Genomic DNA, 17,597 nt, shown 5'->3' on the forward strand with positions numbered 1-17,597 from the left:
TGATTATTTCGTGGTGGCTGAGGTGCGGTAGCCGTCAGGAATACCGGGTTTCAGCGGGAACGGGATGCCCGCCGGAGTGCCTTTGAGTTTCCCCTCAAGATCCGGCACATCGAATTTCCCGAGCTTCTGCAAGTAAGCGATGAGGGCGACAATCTGCGTGTCTGGCAGAGCACCGCTGCGGCTCTGAGCTTCGAGCTCTTTGACGATCTGGATGCCTTGCTCGACCGCCTTGGTTTTGACCTCAGTCTCGGTCATCGCGGGATAAGGCACGCCGAGCTGCGTCATGACAGCGATCTTCTTCCATAGCGTCTTCTGGTCGAACTTGTCGGTAAAGAGATGCGTGTAGGCGGGCATGTTGGAGCCGACCGAGACCGCACGAGGATCCTTCATGTGGTCGTAATGCCAGCTATGCGGGTATTTGCCACCTTCGCGGGCCAGATCGGGGCCGGTCCGCTTGGAGCCCCACTGGTAGGGGTGATCGTAAATGCTCTCGCCCAAGCGGCTGTAGTCGCCGTAACGCAGCACGTCGGGAAGCATGGTGCGGATCATCTGCGAGTGGCAGTTGTAGCAGCCTTCGCTGATGTAAATGTCACGTCCGGCGAGTTCGAGCGGCGTGTAAGGCTGCTGGATACGGTCCTCGACGTTGGTGGCACGGTTCACCATGACGGTTGGAATGATCTGGATCAGACCACCCAACGCCACAGCCACGAAGGTGAGCACCGTGAAGGGCAGCCAGTTGTGCAGCAGGCTGTCATACCACTGCGACCAGCGATGATGGCCTTTCTGGAAGCGTTTCACCGCCATCACAGCGAAGATACCGGCGCAGACGAGCGCGGCGATGTCGGCACCTGGGGGCAGGAAGAGCCAGGCGAGGATGAGAATCAGGCCGCCGAAAGCGCAGGCGATGGGATCATTGAGGAAGGTTTCCTTGAGGCCCATGGTGTCGCGCTGGCTGCGTTCGATGACAGCCACTTCGCGGGTTTCGTTCACCGGTTTGCCCTTGCGAATGGTCAGCCAGATATTGATGCCCATGAGGATCATGCCCACGAGATAGAGCGAGCCACCGATGATGCGGAAGCCCATCATGGCGCGGATCGAGGTCAGCGTGTCGATGAAGTTCGGGTAAACCAGCGCGGTGCCGTCCGGCGTGGTGGCATTCAGCATGAGGCCCTGCATGATGCCGGAGACCCACATGGCGCCGACATAGACCAGGATGCCGATGAGGCCGATCCAGAAATGGAAATTGGCCCAGGCCAGGGAGTGAAGCTTCGTGCCATAGAGCCGTGGTGTGAGCCAGTAGAAGAGACCGGCGGCCATGAAGCCGTTCCAGCCCATCGCACCCGCATGGACGTGGCCGATGGTCCAGTCGGAGTAATGCGAGAGCGCGTTGACTGCGCGGATGGAAAGCAGCGGCCCTTCAAACGTGGCCATGCCGTAGAAGGTCACGGCGGCGATGAAGAACTTCACCACCGGATCGGTGCGGAGCTTGTCCCAGGCACCACGCAGGGTGAGCAGACCGTTGAGCATGCCACCCCAGCTCGGGGCCCACAGCATGAGGCTGAAGAACATGCCCAGCATTTGAAGCCACTTCGGCAAGGCGGTGTTCAGCAGATGATGCGGGCCCGCCCAGATGTAAATGAACACCAACGACCAGAAGTGAACGATGGAGAGACGATACGAATACACCGGACGCTCCACCGCCTTCGGCAGGAAGTAGTACATGATGCCCAGAATCGGCGTGGTGAGGAAGAAGGCGACGGCGTTGTGACCATACCACCATTGGACCAGCCCGTTCTGCACCCCGGCAAAGATCGTGTAGCTGTGCGTCCAGCTCGTCGGGATCGAGAGATGGTTCACGATGTAAAGAATCGCGATGGTGATGACCGTGGAGATGTAGAACCACAGCGCGACGTAGAGCGACGGCTCGTTGCGCTTCGCGAGCGTCCAGAAGAAGTTCACCGCAAAGACGACCCAGATCAGTGCCACGGCGATGTTGATCGGCCAGATGAGCTCCGCGTACTCCTGACCACGGGTCAAACCCAAAGGCAGGGTGATCGCCGCCGCCACGATGATGAGCTGCCAGCCCCAGAAGTGAATGTTGGAGAGCAAATCCGACGCCATGCGCGCCTTGCACAGCCGCTGGGTCGAGTAATAGACCCCCGCGAACATCATGTTCCCCACGAAGGCAAAGATCACCGCGTTCGTGTGCAGCGGACGCAGGCGGCCAAAACTCAGCCAGGAAGCGAGATTGAGCTGATGAAAGTTCAACTGCGATGCGATGAAGACGCCCGCCAGCATGCCCACGATGCCCCAGATGATGGAGGCTATCATGAAACGCCGGACAACGCCGTCATCGAATTCGATCGTGATCTTGGAGGCTGTGGTGGTCATAGAGAAGGGAGTGGGGGATCAGGAAAGAGGGTTTTGCGGACGAACAGGAGCAGGAGAGCCATCATCCAGCGGCAGCAGGGCGTCCTGCTCAATGCTGTGGTGCTTCCGCTGTGAGCGCTCCCCTAAAAACAGCACCGCAAACAGCACGGCGAAGGCGAGACTCATGAAGATGGTGACAGCGAAAACTTCCATTGTGGTTTCACTAGAGCTTAGAGAGGATTCATGCGCTCGGCATGCATTGTTTGATGCTGCCCGGATTTTGCGGACATTTTTTGCATGCTGCACAAAGGAAGACAAGCCCACAACGCGTTGGTTTGAAGCCTCCCGCCGCCATGCACCGAATCCACCTGCTTTTTCTGCTTTGTCTCAGTCACCTCAGCGCTGTCGAAGTGCCTGAAAAACTGCGTAATCACACGCTCCCCGGCACGGCCAGTGTCAAGGACGCCAAGGGGGAGGACAACGGCGTGCGCTTTGTGGATCTGAACGGCGATGGTTTCGAAGACATCATTGTCTCAAACACCCGCGAATACGGCGTGTTCCTGTTCGTGCCGAAGGAACGGGCCAAAAAGAACCTGCAATGGGACGAAGGCTGGTCGCAGGTGCTGCGCGAGGGCAAGGCGGGCGATGCGAACAGCCTGCCGCTGATCGTGGATGCGAAGGGTCGTGATCAAGGCGTCACATTTCATGATTCAGCCATGTGGATTGAGGCGACGAAGCAGCGCATCCCCTTCTCCGAGCTGCTCAAAGTGCCCGGCCCCGCGCCAAGATCGCCGCAGGACTCACTGAAGGCGCTGAAATTGAAGCCTGGCTTTGAAGCGATGCTCGTGGCGCATGAACCGCTCGTGCAAGACCCCGTGTTCATGGACTGGGACGCGAAAGGGAGAATGTGGGTCGTGGAAATGGGCGATTATCCCTTCGCGCCCGGTGAGAAGACCAACGATGGCAGCATGGGACAGGGCAAAGTGTCCGAGTTGCAGACCGGACGTGTCAAAATCCTCACGGACACGGATGGCGACGGTGTTTATGACAAGGCATCGCTGTTTCTCGACGGCCTAAAGCATCCCACCGGCCTCGCGCCGTGGAAAAACGGCGTCTTCATCGCCAACATCCCGGACATCTTCTACGCCGAGGACACGAATGGCGATGGCAAGTGCGACAAACGCGAGACCTGGTTCACCGGCTTCACCGCTGGCAACCCGCAGCATCTCGTGAACGGCTTCTGCTGGGGACTCGACGGCTGGTTCTACGGGGCGAATGGTGACAGCGGCGGCGACATCACCTGCGTGAAGACGGGCAAAAAAATCGCGCTCGGCACGAATGACTTCCGTTTTGACCCACGCACCGGCGAATTCGCGCTCGAAGGCGGTCGCAGTCAGTATGGCAAGTGGCGAGATGAATTCGGCAATTGGTTCGGCAACAACAACAGCACCATCGGCTGGCACTACTGGCTGCCGTTTCGCCATCTGGAACGCCATCCCGAAATCGTGGCGAAGTCGGTGCGCGGCAATCTGAACGACGAAAAGCGTGTGTTTCCCGCCAGTCCGCCGGTGCGGCGCTTTAATCAGGCGAGTTTCGTCAACACGCTGACCTCCGGCTGCTCGCCCATGCCGTTTCGCGACACGACCTTCGGCGCGGATGGCGAAAACGTCCTGTTCATCTGCGAACCGGCCAACAACCTCGTGCATCGCGAGGTGTTGAGCTACGACGGCGCTTCCATCACCAGCCAACGTCATCCTGGCGACGCCGAGAGCGAGTTCATCGCCAGCGAGGACAACTGGTTCCGCCCCAGCATGGCCCGCACTGGCCCGGATGGCGCGCTTTATATCGTGGACATGTATCGCCTCGTGCTGGAGCACCCGGAGTGGATTCCGGCAGAGATCGCGAAGGGACTCGATTTGCGAGGTGGGGAGGATAAGGGGCGGATTTACCGCATCGGGCGGACCGGACCGCCTCAAGGCGGGACTAAAATACGAAATCCCATCGCTGCGATGGCTTCAACGAATGGGTGGATGCGTGACACCGCGCAGCGCTTATTGATTGAGCGTGGTGATACGGCTGCCGTCCCTGCATTGAAGAAACTGCTCACGGCAGCGCCAGCGGTGCGCATTCAGGCGGCGTTCACGATCATGCAGCTCGGCGGCATGACAGCGGATGCCTTGCATGCGGCGCTCAGGCCACTCGCTCCGCAGGTTCGTGCTGCGGCGCTCACAGCGACGGGGACTTCGTCCGACGATGTGTTTATCGAGCTGGAAAAGCCGCTGCTGAAGCCATCGCCGCAGAAAGCGCCTGCCGTGGCCGCCGCGCTGCCCGTGATCACCAACCACAACCCGAACCGGCAGAAGGTCGTCGCCCAATACAGCACGGAAGCCGTCAAACTCAGGGGCGATGCCAAACGCGGAGCCGCCGTGTTCCAAAAAGCCTGCATGATCTGCCACAAAGTGGGCGAACTCGGCATTGAGGTCGGCCCCGATTTGAAAACGGTGGCCACCAAGCCGCGCGAGCAGCTCATCGAGGCCATTTTTGATCCGAACCGCGCCGTGGAGCAGCGCAATGCAGCCACACAGGTAACCAAGAAGGACAAGACGCTCGTGGTCGGCCAGCTAGCCTCCGAAACCCCCGGCAACCTCACGATCCGCCTGCCCGGCGGTGCCGAGATCGTTGTTTTGCGCTCGGACATTCAAGAACTCAAAACACTGACGACCTCCATCATGCCCGAAGGACTGGAAAGCGTGCTCACCGCGCAAGATGTGGCCGATGTGCTGACCTTCATCGGCAGTAAGTAAGCTTTTTCACTTCACATCGCGCCAGAGCCAGCGCAGGGCCTCGGGCAGGTGCGGTGCCATGCCTTTGCTGCCGTGGAAGCACTGGGTCCAGTCGATGCGGAAGTCGTAGTTCATGTATTTGAGCGAGGCGGCCATCATCTTGTTGGCGAGGGGCCAGTTGCCGAATTTGTTGTCGAGGTCGTTTTCGCCATCGAGCAGATAGACGCGGATGGGTTTGCGCTCGGTGATGCGCACGAGATACGGGTAGTGATGGCCGCCGCGAATATCGACGAAAGTGCCGACCCAGCAGAGCACCTTGCGGAATTTGTCCGGCCGCTCCCACGCGACGGTGAAGGAGCAGATGCCGCCGGAGGAGCCACCGGCGATGGCCCAGGACTCGGGCTGCGGGCGGAACTTGGCCTGATAACGCTTTTCCACCTCGGGCAGGATTTCGCCGATGAGGAAGCGGGCGTAGGCGTCGCCAAGGGAGTCGTATTCGAAGCTGCGGTTCCCGGCTTTATCGCCCCGCTTCTGCTTGGGCTTGCGACCGGGGTCGATGAAGACACCGACGGTGCGGGGCATGTCTTTTTTCTGGATAAGATTGTCGAAGACGACGGAGGCGCGCATGGGCCCGGTGGGATCGACATGGCGTGAGCCGTCCTGCCAGACCATGAGGCAGGTTTCCTCGCCGGGTTTGAAGTTGGCGGGCAGATACACCGTGACATCGCGCACGGTTTCAGGGAAGACCTGGCTCGTGGTCCATTCAAACTTCTCCAGCCTGCCCTGTGGCACGCCTGGTTGCGGCTGGCTGTCGGCGGTGTAGTCAAAATGCTCCACATGCACGGTGCCGGCGAGGCGCGGCATGCCTTCGGATTCGACGCGGTAGCCGAACTCGGTGAAGTTCGGCATGTCGGCGACGAGCACTTGGAGACCATCCCCACTGAGCGCGATCATTTCGCCAATCAGCGTGCCGTCCTGCTGCACGACGCGGGCCGGTTTGGGGTCGATGACGGCCCAGGCGACGGTGGTGGCCTCGATCTTCGCGCCGGCCCGGCCTTGGGTGAGGTTGTTGATGCCAAAGAGGCGTATCACCTTGTCATGCAGCGCTTTTTCCTCCGCAGGCTGGGAAGCGGTCATTAAGGCCGCCGCAATCTGGCGCGGCGTGATGGGTGGCTGCGCTCCTAGTTTGTTCTGGGCCTGGCTGAGGCTGGCAGTGAGAAGGAAACTCAGAAGGATGGCGGCACGCATGTGCCATTTTTAACGGCACTTTATGCGGCGTAATATCGCCCGATTTCCCGGTGGTGGCGATTTACAGCGAGGCAGTGACGGGAAGCTTGCCATCGGGCAGTCCGGCGGTGCGCAGGCGGGCCTCGATGCCCTCCATCATAGAGCGAACGTGTTTCCACTTGGTGCGGTCGCGCATGAGCCGCATGCTGCGCTCATAGGAGCCCCATTGAATGACCTCGATGTCCACATGGCGCACGCCCCAGTCATTCATCATGGACTGGCTGGGCTTGTAGAGATCAATGGTGCCGGTGCCGACGAGAGCGCTGCCATAGTCATCCACTTCATAAACCACATTGGGCTGACCGGCGATGCGGAACTTGGTGCCAACCGGGAAGCGCGACCAGTCTGCGGCAGCGCTGCGCACGTTGCCGAACTTCAAGTTGGTGCCGATGGCGTTCTTCACACCATAGACGATGTGGTCGCTTTCATCGTGTGTGTAAGCCGTGGTGCGCACGCGCATCTGAGAATTGCGATGCAAGTTCGAGGCGATCACCAGCGGCGGCTTGGGCGCCTCGAACACAAAAGTGTAGCCTTTGATCTGAGTCGGACGGAAAGGGATGTTGGTCGCCAAGGCCTTGCGCACTTCGTACTGCTTACCTGTTTCGAGGGGAGCCGCCTTTTTATTCCCCTTTTCCATCCAATAGGTGAGCAGCGGCTGCTTGGGCAAGGCACAGGAAGAAAGAGTGGCCGCCAAGGCGACACACAGGCCAGTGGTCATCAAACGTGAGTTGTACATGGCTGGATATTTTTGGAATTACGAAACTGATACCGTAATTTTCATATATCCTCAATATATTATTCATAGTTTGCATACTTTTAGAATTTAATAAAAGTTAATTACTGTAACCACTGCGCGATAAAGGGCGCAGAGGCGTCAGAGCGTCAGGCTCGCAAGTCCGCTAAGCCAAGCAGCTTTATGATTGCCCTTGGTCTTCCCAAAGCTTCCGCCAGTGATCCAGGCGCTCTTTGACACGGGCTTCCAGCCCGTTTGCGGTGGGGTCGTAGTACTGTTTGCCGCCTTCCAGGCAGCGCTGGGGTACGAAACCGCCCTCGTAATTGTGAGGGTAGAGATAGCCTTCTCCGTGACCGAATTCCTTCGCGGCTTTCTTGTGGTGCGCGTCCCGCAGATGCTTCGGCACCGGCAGGGTTCGGCCATTTTTCACGTCTTCCAACGCGGCGTCGATGGCGGTATAGGCACGGTTGCTCTTGGGCGCGGTGGCGTTGTAAATCGTCGCGTGGGCCAGAATGATGCGCGCTTCGGGCATGCCAATAAATTCGACCGCCTGCTGCGCCGCCACGGCCACGCGCAGCGCGTTGCTGTCGGCCATTCCGATGTCCTCGCTCGCTGCGATCACAATGCGCCGGGCGATGAAGCGGATGTCCTCACCGGCGTAGAGCATTTTCGCCAGCCAGTAGAGCGCCGCGTCTGGATCGGACGCGCGCATGCTTTTGATGAAGGCGCTAATCGTGTCGTAGTGCGCGTCGCCATCACCATCATAAACAACGGTCTTTTGCTGCACCGACTCCTCGGCAGCAGCCAGGGTAATGACGATTTCGCCTGCCGCGTCCGGTTGCGTCGAGAGCACGGCCAGTTCCAGCGCATTCAGGCAGCGTCGCGCATCACCATCGGCCACGGTGGCGAGGTGATGACGCGCGTCGGGTTCAATCCGCGCCTTCATGCCGCCCAAACCGCGTTCCACATCGCTCAAGGCACGATCCATGAGCGCTTCGAGGTCGGCGATGCCCAGCGGTTCCAACGTGAACACCTGCGAGCGGCTCACGAGCGGGCTGTTGACGTAAAAGAACGGGTTGTGCGTCGTCGCACCGATGAAACGCAGCGTGCCGCGCTCCACATGCGGCAGCAGCACATCCTGCTGCGCCTTGTTGAAGCGATGAATCTCATCCACAAACAGGATTGTCGTCTTGTTATAGAGCCGCTGGTGATGCCCGGCGTTCTCCGCCTCCTTGCGAATGTCCGCCACGCTGCTTTCCACGCCGCTGAGAGCCACGAAGCGCGATTTCGTCTCCTGCGAGATGATGTGCGCCAGCGTCGTCTTTCCCACACCCGGCGGGCCGTAGAGGATGATCGAGGAAAAACGATCCGCCTGAACTGCACGACGCAGCAGCTTGCCTTCGGCCAGAATGTGCTGCTGCCCGACATACTCATCCAGCGTGCGCGGCCTCATCCGCGCGGCCAGCGGCGCGCTCGCATGAGCCACCACCGCAGCGGCACGAGGCGGCTCCGAGGCTGGTGGGGCGAAAAAATCGTCGCTCATGCGGATTCAATGCGATGAATGACGCTGAATCACCCCGGCGGCAAATCGCAGTTTGCGCCAGCGGTGGTTTGATGTTCCGATAGCGCTCCGTTCCCGCCCATGAAGCTCTCGAAAAAAGCCGAATACGCCCTCCGCGCCCTCGTGGCGATGGGACGCGAGCGCGAGGGCACGAACTTCTCCATCCAGGATCTCGCCAGCAAAGAGCGCATCCCGCTGAAGTTCCTTGAGCAAATCCTGCTGGCCCTCAAAAACGGAGGTCTGCTGCGCAGCAAGCGCGGCGTGGGTGGCGGCTACCAGCTCGTCACGCATCCGGCACGGATCACGCTTGGCGAGGTCGTCACGCTGTTCGACGGCCCGTTTGATCCCATCCCAGGCGCGGATCACGACGCGCTGGGACAGGTGTTCACCGACCTGCGGGATCAGGTGGCGCAGTGGTTCTCCGAGCACACCGTGGCGCAGATCATCGAGAAAGAACGCTCGCGCGAGTCCGTCTCGTTTGAGATCTGAGATCTGAGATCTGCCAGCCTGAATCAGATCGCCCATTCTACTGCCAGTTGCCAAACGAGTAGGGATTGTAGCTGGACTGCTGGCCATAGTTCGGGCTGTAACCCTGCGGTTGATAATCCTGCTGATAGCTAGGCTGGCCGTAGCCTGGGTTATAACCTTGATTGTAGCCTTGATTGTAACCCGGATTGCAGTTCGGCTGGTTGTATGAGCTGTATTGACGCTGCTGGCGGCTGTTTTGGATCGCCCCGCCGGCGAACGCGCCAAGCAGACCACCAATGGCCGCGCCTTCGAGTCCGCGACGACTTTGATTGCCGATGATCCCACCTGCCGCCGCGCCAAGCAGTGCGCCCGTCACCGCACCTTGGGCAGGAGGACGACCGTAACCACCGCCTCCGTAGCCACCAGGGCCGTAGCCGGGTCCATATCCGTAGCCGTAAGGATCAGCGCAGGAGGCCAGGGTGAAGGTCAGAAGCAGAGTTCCAAAGGTGAACGTGCGAGCGAGGGATGTCTTCATGGGGTGGTGATGTGAATCTTGTCCCGCACTCTGACGACGCTAAATGAGAGCTATTCGATTCTTTTTTCAGCGCACAGCACAAGCCATCCCCGCAGTTGCAAAACCGCCCCAACTGCGCTGGGGTGCGCCACCATGAAGCTCCTCCCTGCCCTCCTGCTTTCCACGCTCGCAGCCGTCACACCACTCGCCGCGGCCGATTCGTATGACATCGTCGTCTATGGCGGCAGTTCCGGTGGCATCACCGCCGCCATCCAGGCCGCGCGCATGGGCAAAACGGCTGTTCTGATCGAACCGACGAAATTCCTCGGTGGCCTGACCACCGGCGGCCTCGGTGCCACGGACATCGGCAACAAAAAGGCCATCGGCGGCATCTCACGCGAGTTTTACGCGAACATCTTCACCTACTACGCCGATCCCGCGAAGTGGAAGCAGCAGACACGCGAGCAATACTTCGCCAAACGCCCGCACGGCAACTCCAGCACCGAAACGACCATGTGGACCTTCGAGCCACATGCCGCGACGGAGGTTTACGACGCCATGCTCGCCAAGGTGAAGGACAAGGTGACCGTCGTCTTCGGTGAGCGGCTCGATTTGAAGAAAGGCGTCGTCAAAAACGGCACTCGCATCACCAAGATCATCATGGAGAGCGGCAAGGAGTTCGAAGGGGCGATGTTCATCGACGCCACCTACGAAGGCGATCTCATGGCGAAGGCAGGCGTGAGCTACCATGTCGGTCGCGAGGCAAATTCGCTCTATGGCGAGACCATCAACGGCCTCCAGATGGCCGGTGCGAAGCACCATCAGTTCATCAAGAACGTCGATCCGTATGTGAAGCCGGGCGATCCGAGCAGCGGGCTTGTTTGGGGCGTCACGCCGATGCCGGAAGGCAAAGACGGCGACGGCGACCACCGCATCCAGGCTTACAACTTCCGCATGTGCAACACGGACGACGACTCCAACCGCGTGCCGTTCCCGAAGCCGGAAAACTACGACGAAAAGCAGTTCGAGCTGCTGCTGCGCAACTTTGAAGCCGGTGATCCGCGTCATCCTTGGGCCCCCACGCCGATGCCGAACCGCAAGACGGACACGAACAACAACTTCGCCTTCAGCACCGACATGATCGGCATGAACTACGACTACCCGGACGCTGATTACGCCACGCGGGCGAAGATCTGGAAGGCGCATGAGGATTATCAAAAGGGCCTCATGTGGACGCTCGCCAATCATCCGCGTGTGCCGGAGAAAATCCGCGCCTACTACTCGCAGTGGGGCCTGGCGAAAGATGAGTTCACCGACAACGGCAACTGGCCGCGCCAGATGTATGTGCGCGAGGCCCGCCGCATGATCGGCGGCTATGTCATGAGCGAGCAAAACTGCAAACGCCGCGTCATCGTCGAGGACAGCGTCGGCATGGGTGCCTACAACATGGACAGCCACCATACGCAGCGCTACGTCACCAAGGAAGGCTTTGCCCGCAACGAAGGCGATATCCAGATCGGCGTGCGTCCGTATCCGATCAGCTACCGCAGCATCACGCCAAAGGCCGAGCAATGCACGAACCTGCTCGTGCCCGTGTGCCTCAGCGCCAGCCACATCTCGTATGGCAGCATCCGCATGGAGCCCGTCTTCATGGTCATGGGCCAAAGCGCCGCCACCGCCGCCGTGCTCGCCATCGAAAACGGCGTCGAGCTGCAAAAGCTCGACTACGCCAAACTCAAAGAGAAGCTCCTCGCCGATGGCCAGGTGCTCGATTTCGAATCGCCGCCCATGCCGGAGCATGTCGCCTTCACCAAGGAACAAGTCGGTGGCATCGTCGTCGATGACAGCGAGGCCGATCTGAGCGGCTTCAGCTCCGAAGGCCACACCACGCCCGGTTTCGTCGGCCAGGGCTACCGTCACGACGGCGACAGCCTCAAAGGCGAGCAAAAAGCCCGCTTTACGCCGAATCTCCCCACCGCAGACCAGTATCGCGTCGCCATCGCCTACACCGCGCTCGGCAATCGTGCCGAAAAGGTCCCCGTCATCATCCACCACGCCGACGGCGAGAAAACCGTCATCGTGAATCAAAAGGAAAAGCCCACGGAGAAGCACAATCTGTTACCACTTGGCACCTTCCGCTTCGAATCCGGCAAAACCGGCTGGCTCGAAATCCGCAACGAAGGCACCACCGGCCACGTCATCATTGATGCGGCACAGTGGCTGGCGAAATGATATGGAGCGGCGACGATTCGTCGCCATTCAAACTCATTTGCCGACGAATCGTCGGCACTCCATAATCACCTCGGTCTTCTCAGCTCAAACATCTCCCGCGTGCGGCAGTACCAATGCGGGCTCTGCATGCGGCCGATGGGGTGGTAGTTCCCCGGCTTCACCAGCCAGGTTTCGGGATCGAAGATGTCGTCACGCACATGCACGCGAAGGACTTCGCCAATGATGAGGCGGTTGTCGCCGATCTCGAGGATGCTGTGGCTGCGGCATTCGAGGCTGGCGGGAGATTCGGCGATGCGCGGTGGTTTGACGACGCTGCTGGCCACGGCGGTGAGCCCAGCATGCAGCAGTTCGTTTTCACCCGAAGGCAGAGAGGCGGAGCAGAGGTTCATCTTCTCGGCGAGCGCTTCATCGACGAGGTTCACCACGAACTCATGCGTCAGGCGGATGTTTCGCGCCGTGTCCTTCGGCACGCCGGGGGAGCGATCACCGGGACAGAGGCCGACGATGGGCGGCGAATCGCCCAGCACGTTAAAAAAGCTAAACGGTGCCGCGTTCACGCGGCCTTCGAGATCGACGGTGGTCGTCAGCGCAATCGGACGCGGCGTGACGAGTCCGGCGAGGATCATGTAGGCGTCTTCGCGCAGCGGGCCGGTGAGATCGAGTTCCATGAGGGGAGGTCAAGTGATGGTCAAGGAAGTCGTCAAGAAGGGTCAAGACTCGTCAAGAATGATGCTCAGCACGATACGCGCGTGCCAGCAACGTGACCGGCTGCGTGACTTCGTGGCAGGGATGCTCACCGCAGGAGCGGAGGCCGTTGGCGAGTTGTAGATGGCAGCCAGGGTTGCTGGTGGCCACGATGGGGACTTTCGTGAGCTTCAAGTTGGCAACTTTGCGGTCCAGCAGCTTCTGGCTCTGCTCGGGCTGGGTGATGTTGTAGATGCCGGCGCTGCCACAGCACCAGTTCGACTCCGGCAGTTCCTTCAGCACGAGTCCGGGAATGCTGGCGAGCACCTGACGCGGCTGCGAGACGACCTTCTGGCCGTGGCAGAGGTGGCAACTCTCGTGATACGTCACTTCGCTCACGCCCGCACCGGCGGTCGGTTTGCGGAAGCGTATCTGCACGAGCCATTCGTGAATGTCCTTCACTTTTTTATCCCACACCTTCGCTTTGGCGGCATAGAGCGGATCATCGTGCAGCAAATGGCCATAGGTCTTCAAATGCGAGCCGCAGCCGCCAGCATTCGTGATGATGGCATCAAGCGAATCGAGATCAAAGCTGTCGATCTGCCTGCGGGCCAGCTCGCGAGCCAGTTCGAGCTCGCCATTGTGCGCGTGCAAGGAGCCGCAGCAGCTCTGCGATCGCGGCGTGATGATTTCGCAGCCGTTTGCGAGCAGCACATCAGCCGTGTCGCGATTGATGTTTGAGAACGCTAGATCCTGAATGCAGCCGGTGAGCAATCCCACACGACTCCCCTGCCCTGCGACAGGCGATTCTTCCGGCCAGATGATGTCATCCGAGAATTGCGGCGCGATTTGCGGAGTCTGCGGCTCCAAGTTCGCCAGCGAGCGCGGCATGAGGCCAAAAAAGCGCACTTTTCGCATCAGCTTGTCGAGTCCGGTGCTTTGATACACACGCAGCACACGTCCGATTAATCGTAGCAGCCACGGATGCATGAAGATGACGTTCAGCGTGATCCAGCGCCAGAAACCACGCCGCATGCCTTCATTCACATTCGCCTGCTCCACCTCGGCACGGGCCGTTTCAAACAGCTCGGCGTAGTTCACGCCTGCTGGGCACGCGGTCTGGCACGCCAGGCAACCGAGGCAGTAATACATCTCATCCGACAGCGCCCGGGAGACTTCGAGATCGCCGTCCGCCACCGCACGCATGAGCGAGATGCGCCCGCGCGGGCTGTTTCGTTCCAGCTTCGTTTCGACGTAGGTCGGACACGTCGGCAGGCACATGCCACAGTGCATGCACTGCTGGAGCACGGAGTAATCGAGGGATTGGAGGAGCGAGGCTTGCGACATGATCAGTTCCTCAAATCGAAAATCTTCCCTGGGTTCAGCAGCCCTTGCGGGTCGAGGGCTTGTTTAATGCTGCGCATGAGTTCGTAGCTACCTTCGCCAAGTTGGCGCTTAAGGAAGGCTTTTTTGGCGAGTCCGACGCCGTGCTCGCCAGTGACAGTGCCACCGAGGCGGATGGTTTCTTCGACGATCTCCTCCAGCGCGACTTCAATGCGGTGCATCTCCTCACGATCACGTTCGTTGGTGAGGAAGGTCGGATGCAGGTTGCCATCGCCCAGATGACCGAAGGTGCCAATCTGGAGATTGTGCTTCTTCGCGACGCTGTCGATGAAGGCGACCATCGTGGCGAGTTCGCTGCGCGGCACGGTCACGTCTTCGAGGATCGTGGTGGGGCGCACGCGGGCGAGTGCGGAGAAGGCGTTGCGACGTGCGGCGGCGAGTTTCGCCCCTTCGGCCTCGTCGGCGGCGGCACGCACATCATGCGCGCCGTTGGCTTTGGCGAGCGCCATCATTTGTGCGGCTTCTTCCTCAACGACGACCGGGTGTCCATCCGTCTCCATCAGCACGAGGGCTTCCACATCGGTGGGCAGGCCGATCTTGGCGTAGTCTTCGACGCACTGCACCGTGACACGGTCGAGAAACTCCAGAGTGCAAGGGATGATCTTCGCCGCGATGATGGCAGAGATCGTCTTCGCTGCGGCATCCATCGAATCGTAAAGCGCCAGCATCGTTTTGCGCGCCTTCGGACGCGGCAGCACCTTCAAAATGACCTCGGTGATGATGCCGAGCGTGCCTTCGCTGCCGATGAACAGATCCTTCATCGAGTAACCGGCCACATCCTTGACGCATTTGTTGCCGAGAAAGGTCAGCGTGCCATCTGGCAGCACGACTTCGATGCCCATGACGTAATCCCGTGTCACGCCATACTTCAGGCCGCGCAAGCCGCCGGAGTTTTCGGCCACGTTGCCGCCGATGGTGGAGATTTTCATCGAACCGGGGTCCGGTGGATAAAACAGGCCGACCTTGGCTGCCGCGTCATCGATCTCCTTGGTGATCACACCGCTTTGCGCACGCAGCGTGAGGTTTTTCTCATCCACTTCGATGAGCTTGTCCATTTTCACGAGGCAGATCACCAAGCAACCATCCAGCGGCACGCTGCCGCCGCTCAAGCCGGTGCCTGAGCCACGCGTGACCACCGGCACGCTGCATTTACGCGCCAGTCGGACGCACCCGGCCACTTCTTCGGCGGTGAGAGGAAAGACGACGGCTCCGGGACGCTGCTTCAGGGCGGCGGTGCCATCGAAGCTGTAGGGCACGATGTCCTCCGCAGAGGTCAGCACTCGTTCAGGGCTGAGGATTGCTTGGAGCGATTGAATGAAACTGGAATCAACGATGTTCACAAGGCGCAGAATGGCGAAGGGCGGGTTGTCAATCCACCCATTTTTTGAATTGTCGGATGAAGAACGAGAGGCCCATAATCAAGGCTTATGAAATTTAACCAACCCATCCGCTTCACACCAATCTATCAAAGCCGTGTCTGGGGTGGCCGCCGCATGGAAACCCTGCTGGGAGCCACGCTCCCTGATGCCACCACCCCGTTTGGCGAAGCCTGGACCGTTTCAGACCGCCCCGAGGCACAAAGTGTGACGGCAGACGGCGTGTCGCTTCATGAGTTGTGGGCGAGCCATCGCGAGGCGGTGTTTGGTAAGGCGTTGCTGGCGTCCCCAAGCCCCACCTTCCCGCTGCTGATGAAGATTCTCGATGCCTGCGATGATCTCTCCATCCAGGTGCATCCGCCCGCGAACATGGCGGCGGCTCTGAAGGGCGAACCGAAGACGGAGATGTGGTTCATCGCGCATGCAGAGCCTGGCGCGAAGATTTACGCCGGATTGAAGCCCGGTGTGACGCGGGCGGATTTTGACAAGGCCCTGCAAAACGGCGCGGTGGCCGAGGTGGTGCATGTGATCGAAGCCCGCACGGGCGACTGCCTGTTCATCCCCAGTGGGCGCGTGCATGCCATCGGTGCCGGGCTGCTGATCTACGAGATCCAGCAGAACAGCGACACCACCTACCGCGTCTTCGATTGGAACCGCGTGGGCCTGGATGGCAAGCCACGTGCGCTGCATGTGCAGGAGTCGTTGCAGAGCATCGACTTCGCGGATTTCGAGCCACAGGTGCAGCAGATCGCGGCGGATGGCACGCTGGTGAAGTGTGATTTCTTCGATGTGCGGCTGTGTGACAAAGCCGGGTCCGCAGGTGAAGCCGGTGAATGTGTCACGCTGGCCGTGGTGAGCGGCAAGATCAGCGTGGGCGGGACAATTTTGAAGGCGGGCGACTTTGCGCTGATTCCGGCTGCTATGGATGCAAAGACTCGTGTAGTGACACCCATTGATACGACGAGTCAGTGGTTGGAGATTCGCGTTCCAGCGTGAGCTTGGATGAAGGCCGTTGGCCTTCAAGGCAACGCCTGAATGCGGGACAAGGCGGCCGGGATAAAGGACGAGATGGAGAAGAGGAACCTGGGAGGCATGCAGACTTGTTGAAGGGCGTTCTTGAGGCGACTAACGGGCATGACCCTGCCCGAACTGCCCCTTTCCACACCGTCGCTGCTGTTTCCGGCGATCTCGCTGCTGATGCTGGCCTACACGAACCGGTTTCTGGGGCTGGCAAATGTGGTGCGGGGGCTGCATGCGAGCTGGCAAAGCACGCAGGAGCCCCTGCTGCTAAAGCAGATTCAAAATTTGCGGAAGCGCATCCGAATCATCAAGCACATGCAAACGCTGGGGGTGCTGAGCCTGATGTTTTGCGTGGTGAGCACGACGCTGATCTTCTTTGACCGGCAGGCGGGCGGGCAGATCACATTTGGCATCAGCCTGGTGCTGATGCTCGGATCGTTGACGCTGTCACTGGTGGAGATCCAGATGTCCGGCACGGCGCTGGACCTACAACTGCAGGATGTGAAGTGCCGGGAGGAGTAAACCCCAAGGTCCATCAGAGGGTCAGCTCGGCGATGCGATGCATGACCTCGTCGGCAAGAGTCTGGTAGAGATCTTTGCCGGTCTGCGTGTAGCTGGGGAGGTCAGGCGACCAAAGATCACCGATGACCACGGTGACACGCGCGGGACGCAGGGTTTTGGCCCCCCGCGGATAGGCCTCGTGGGTGCCGAAAATGCGCACGGGCAGCACCGGCGCCCCGCCTTTGGCGATGAAGAGACCGACACCGGCCTCCGCCTTCTGGAGCTTGCCATCGGGGCTGCGTGTTCCCTCGGGGAAGATGAGGACTTTTTTTCCGTCACGCAGGAGGCGGATGGTGGCCTTCAAGGAAGAAGCATCGGGCTTGTCACGGTCGATGGGGATGGCCTGCCAACTGCGAAGGACTTTGCCGACGAGGGGATGATCAAAGAGTGACTTGCGGGCGAAGTAGTGGATGGCCTCGTCAAAAGCCTGGCCCACGAAGGGGGGGTCGAGAAAACTGTCGTGGTTGGAGGCGATGAGAGCCGGACCGGAGAATTGCAGCTTTTCAGCGCCGATGACACGGTAGTCATACAGGCCACGGGCAAGTTCGCTGAAGAAGCGATAGCCGAGCCAGTAGCTGAAGTTCATAGGAGTCCCGGTCGCTGG

At 60.1% G+C, this 17,597-nt stretch carries 15 protein-coding genes; 5 read left to right on the forward strand and 10 right to left on the reverse strand.

The features are described from left to right. Nucleotides 1-3: 3 nt before the first annotated feature. Entirely contained in the window at nucleotides 4-2,391 is a 2,388-nt protein-coding gene (gene ccoN / locus ACILSI_RS14475) for a cytochrome-c oxidase, cbb3-type subunit I (RefSeq protein WP_395722602.1), read from the reverse strand. Nucleotides 2,392-2,409: 18 nt separating this feature from the next. Continuing rightward, entirely contained in the window at nucleotides 2,410-2,556 is a 147-nt protein-coding gene (locus ACILSI_RS14480; protein ID WP_395722603.1) for a hypothetical protein, read from the reverse strand. A gap of 167 nt (nucleotides 2,557-2,723) precedes the next feature. On the opposite strand from ACILSI_RS14480, the gene ACILSI_RS14485 reads away from it, so the two are divergent. Further along, nucleotides 2,724-5,174 (forward strand): PVC-type heme-binding CxxCH protein, encoded by a 2,451-nt coding sequence (locus ACILSI_RS14485; protein ID WP_395722604.1) that lies wholly within the window; start codon nucleotides 2,724-2,726, stop codon nucleotides 5,172-5,174. A gap of 6 nt (nucleotides 5,175-5,180) precedes the next feature. On the opposite strand, the gene ACILSI_RS14490 is transcribed toward ACILSI_RS14485, so the two are convergent. From ACILSI_RS14490 to ACILSI_RS14500, 3 genes are all read right to left on the reverse strand, one after another. Continuing rightward, nucleotides 5,181-6,401, reverse strand: a complete 1,221-nt coding sequence (locus tag ACILSI_RS14490) for an alpha/beta hydrolase (RefSeq protein WP_395722605.1) — start codon at nucleotides 6,399-6,401, stop codon at nucleotides 5,181-5,183. Nucleotides 6,402-6,462: 61 nt separating this feature from the next. Next, nucleotides 6,463-7,176, reverse strand: coding sequence for a 3D domain-containing protein (locus ACILSI_RS14495; RefSeq protein WP_395722606.1), 714 nt, complete (start codon nucleotides 7,174-7,176; stop codon nucleotides 6,463-6,465). 178 nt (nucleotides 7,177-7,354) lie between these two features. Then, nucleotides 7,355-8,716, reverse strand: coding sequence for a replication-associated recombination protein A (locus ACILSI_RS14500; protein WP_395722607.1), 1,362 nt, complete (start codon nucleotides 8,714-8,716; stop codon nucleotides 7,355-7,357). A 99-nt stretch (nucleotides 8,717-8,815) separates the two neighbouring features. Between ACILSI_RS14500 and ACILSI_RS14505 the strand changes: the two genes are divergently transcribed. After that, nucleotides 8,816-9,223, forward strand: a complete 408-nt coding sequence (locus ACILSI_RS14505; protein WP_395722608.1) for an RrF2 family transcriptional regulator — start codon at nucleotides 8,816-8,818, stop codon at nucleotides 9,221-9,223. 37 nt (nucleotides 9,224-9,260) lie between these two features. Here the strand turns inward: ACILSI_RS14505 and ACILSI_RS14510 are convergent, their stop codons facing one another. Further along, entirely contained in the window at nucleotides 9,261-9,737 is a 477-nt protein-coding gene (locus tag ACILSI_RS14510) for a YMGG-like glycine zipper-containing protein (RefSeq protein ID WP_395722609.1), read from the reverse strand. Between the two features lie 132 nt (nucleotides 9,738-9,869). Here ACILSI_RS14510 and ACILSI_RS14515 point away from each other — a divergent pair, with 132 nt between their 5' ends. Beyond that, the gene (locus ACILSI_RS14515) at nucleotides 9,870-11,948 is read left to right on the forward strand and encodes an FAD-dependent oxidoreductase (RefSeq protein WP_395722610.1); all 2,079 of its coding nucleotides are present in this window, start codon (nucleotides 9,870-9,872) and stop codon (nucleotides 11,946-11,948) included. Between the two features lie 65 nt (nucleotides 11,949-12,013). Here ACILSI_RS14515 and ACILSI_RS14520 read toward each other — a convergent pair whose 3' ends face one another. The 3 genes from ACILSI_RS14520 to ACILSI_RS14530 are packed head-to-tail and all read right to left on the reverse strand — an operon-like array spanning nucleotide 12,014 to nucleotide 15,316. Continuing rightward, nucleotides 12,014-12,616, reverse strand: coding sequence for a flavin reductase family protein (locus ACILSI_RS14520; protein WP_395722611.1), 603 nt, complete (start codon nucleotides 12,614-12,616; stop codon nucleotides 12,014-12,016). Between the two features lie 52 nt (nucleotides 12,617-12,668). Further along, nucleotides 12,669-13,979, reverse strand: a complete 1,311-nt coding sequence (locus tag ACILSI_RS14525; protein WP_395722612.1) for a (Fe-S)-binding protein — start codon at nucleotides 13,977-13,979, stop codon at nucleotides 12,669-12,671. A 2-nt stretch (nucleotides 13,980-13,981) separates the two neighbouring features. Beyond that, a complete protein-coding gene (locus tag ACILSI_RS14530; protein WP_395722613.1) occupies nucleotides 13,982-15,316 on the reverse strand; it encodes an FAD-binding oxidoreductase in 1,335 nt (444 codons plus the stop codon). Nucleotides 15,317-15,463: 147 nt separating this feature from the next. Between ACILSI_RS14530 and ACILSI_RS14535 the strand changes: the two genes are divergently transcribed. Together ACILSI_RS14535 and ACILSI_RS14540 are read left to right on the forward strand one after the other, a co-directional pair. Continuing rightward, nucleotides 15,464-16,408, forward strand: coding sequence for a type I phosphomannose isomerase catalytic subunit (locus tag ACILSI_RS14535; RefSeq protein ID WP_395722614.1), 945 nt, complete (start codon nucleotides 15,464-15,466; stop codon nucleotides 16,406-16,408). 138 nt (nucleotides 16,409-16,546) lie between these two features. Next, entirely contained in the window at nucleotides 16,547-16,954 is a 408-nt protein-coding gene (locus tag ACILSI_RS14540) for a DUF2721 domain-containing protein (RefSeq protein WP_395722615.1), read from the forward strand. Nucleotides 16,955-16,967: 13 nt separating this feature from the next. On the opposite strand, the gene ACILSI_RS14545 is transcribed toward ACILSI_RS14540, so the two are convergent. Then, nucleotides 16,968-17,579: a lysophospholipid acyltransferase family protein gene (locus tag ACILSI_RS14545; protein ID WP_395722616.1), complete on the reverse strand. Its 612-nt coding sequence runs from the start codon at nucleotides 17,577-17,579 to the stop codon at nucleotides 16,968-16,970. Nucleotides 17,580-17,597 lie beyond the last annotated feature (18 nt).

It is taken from the genome of Prosthecobacter sp. (assembly GCF_044232965.1).
GTDB lineage: Bacteria > Verrucomicrobiota > Verrucomicrobiia > Verrucomicrobiales > Verrucomicrobiaceae > Prosthecobacter.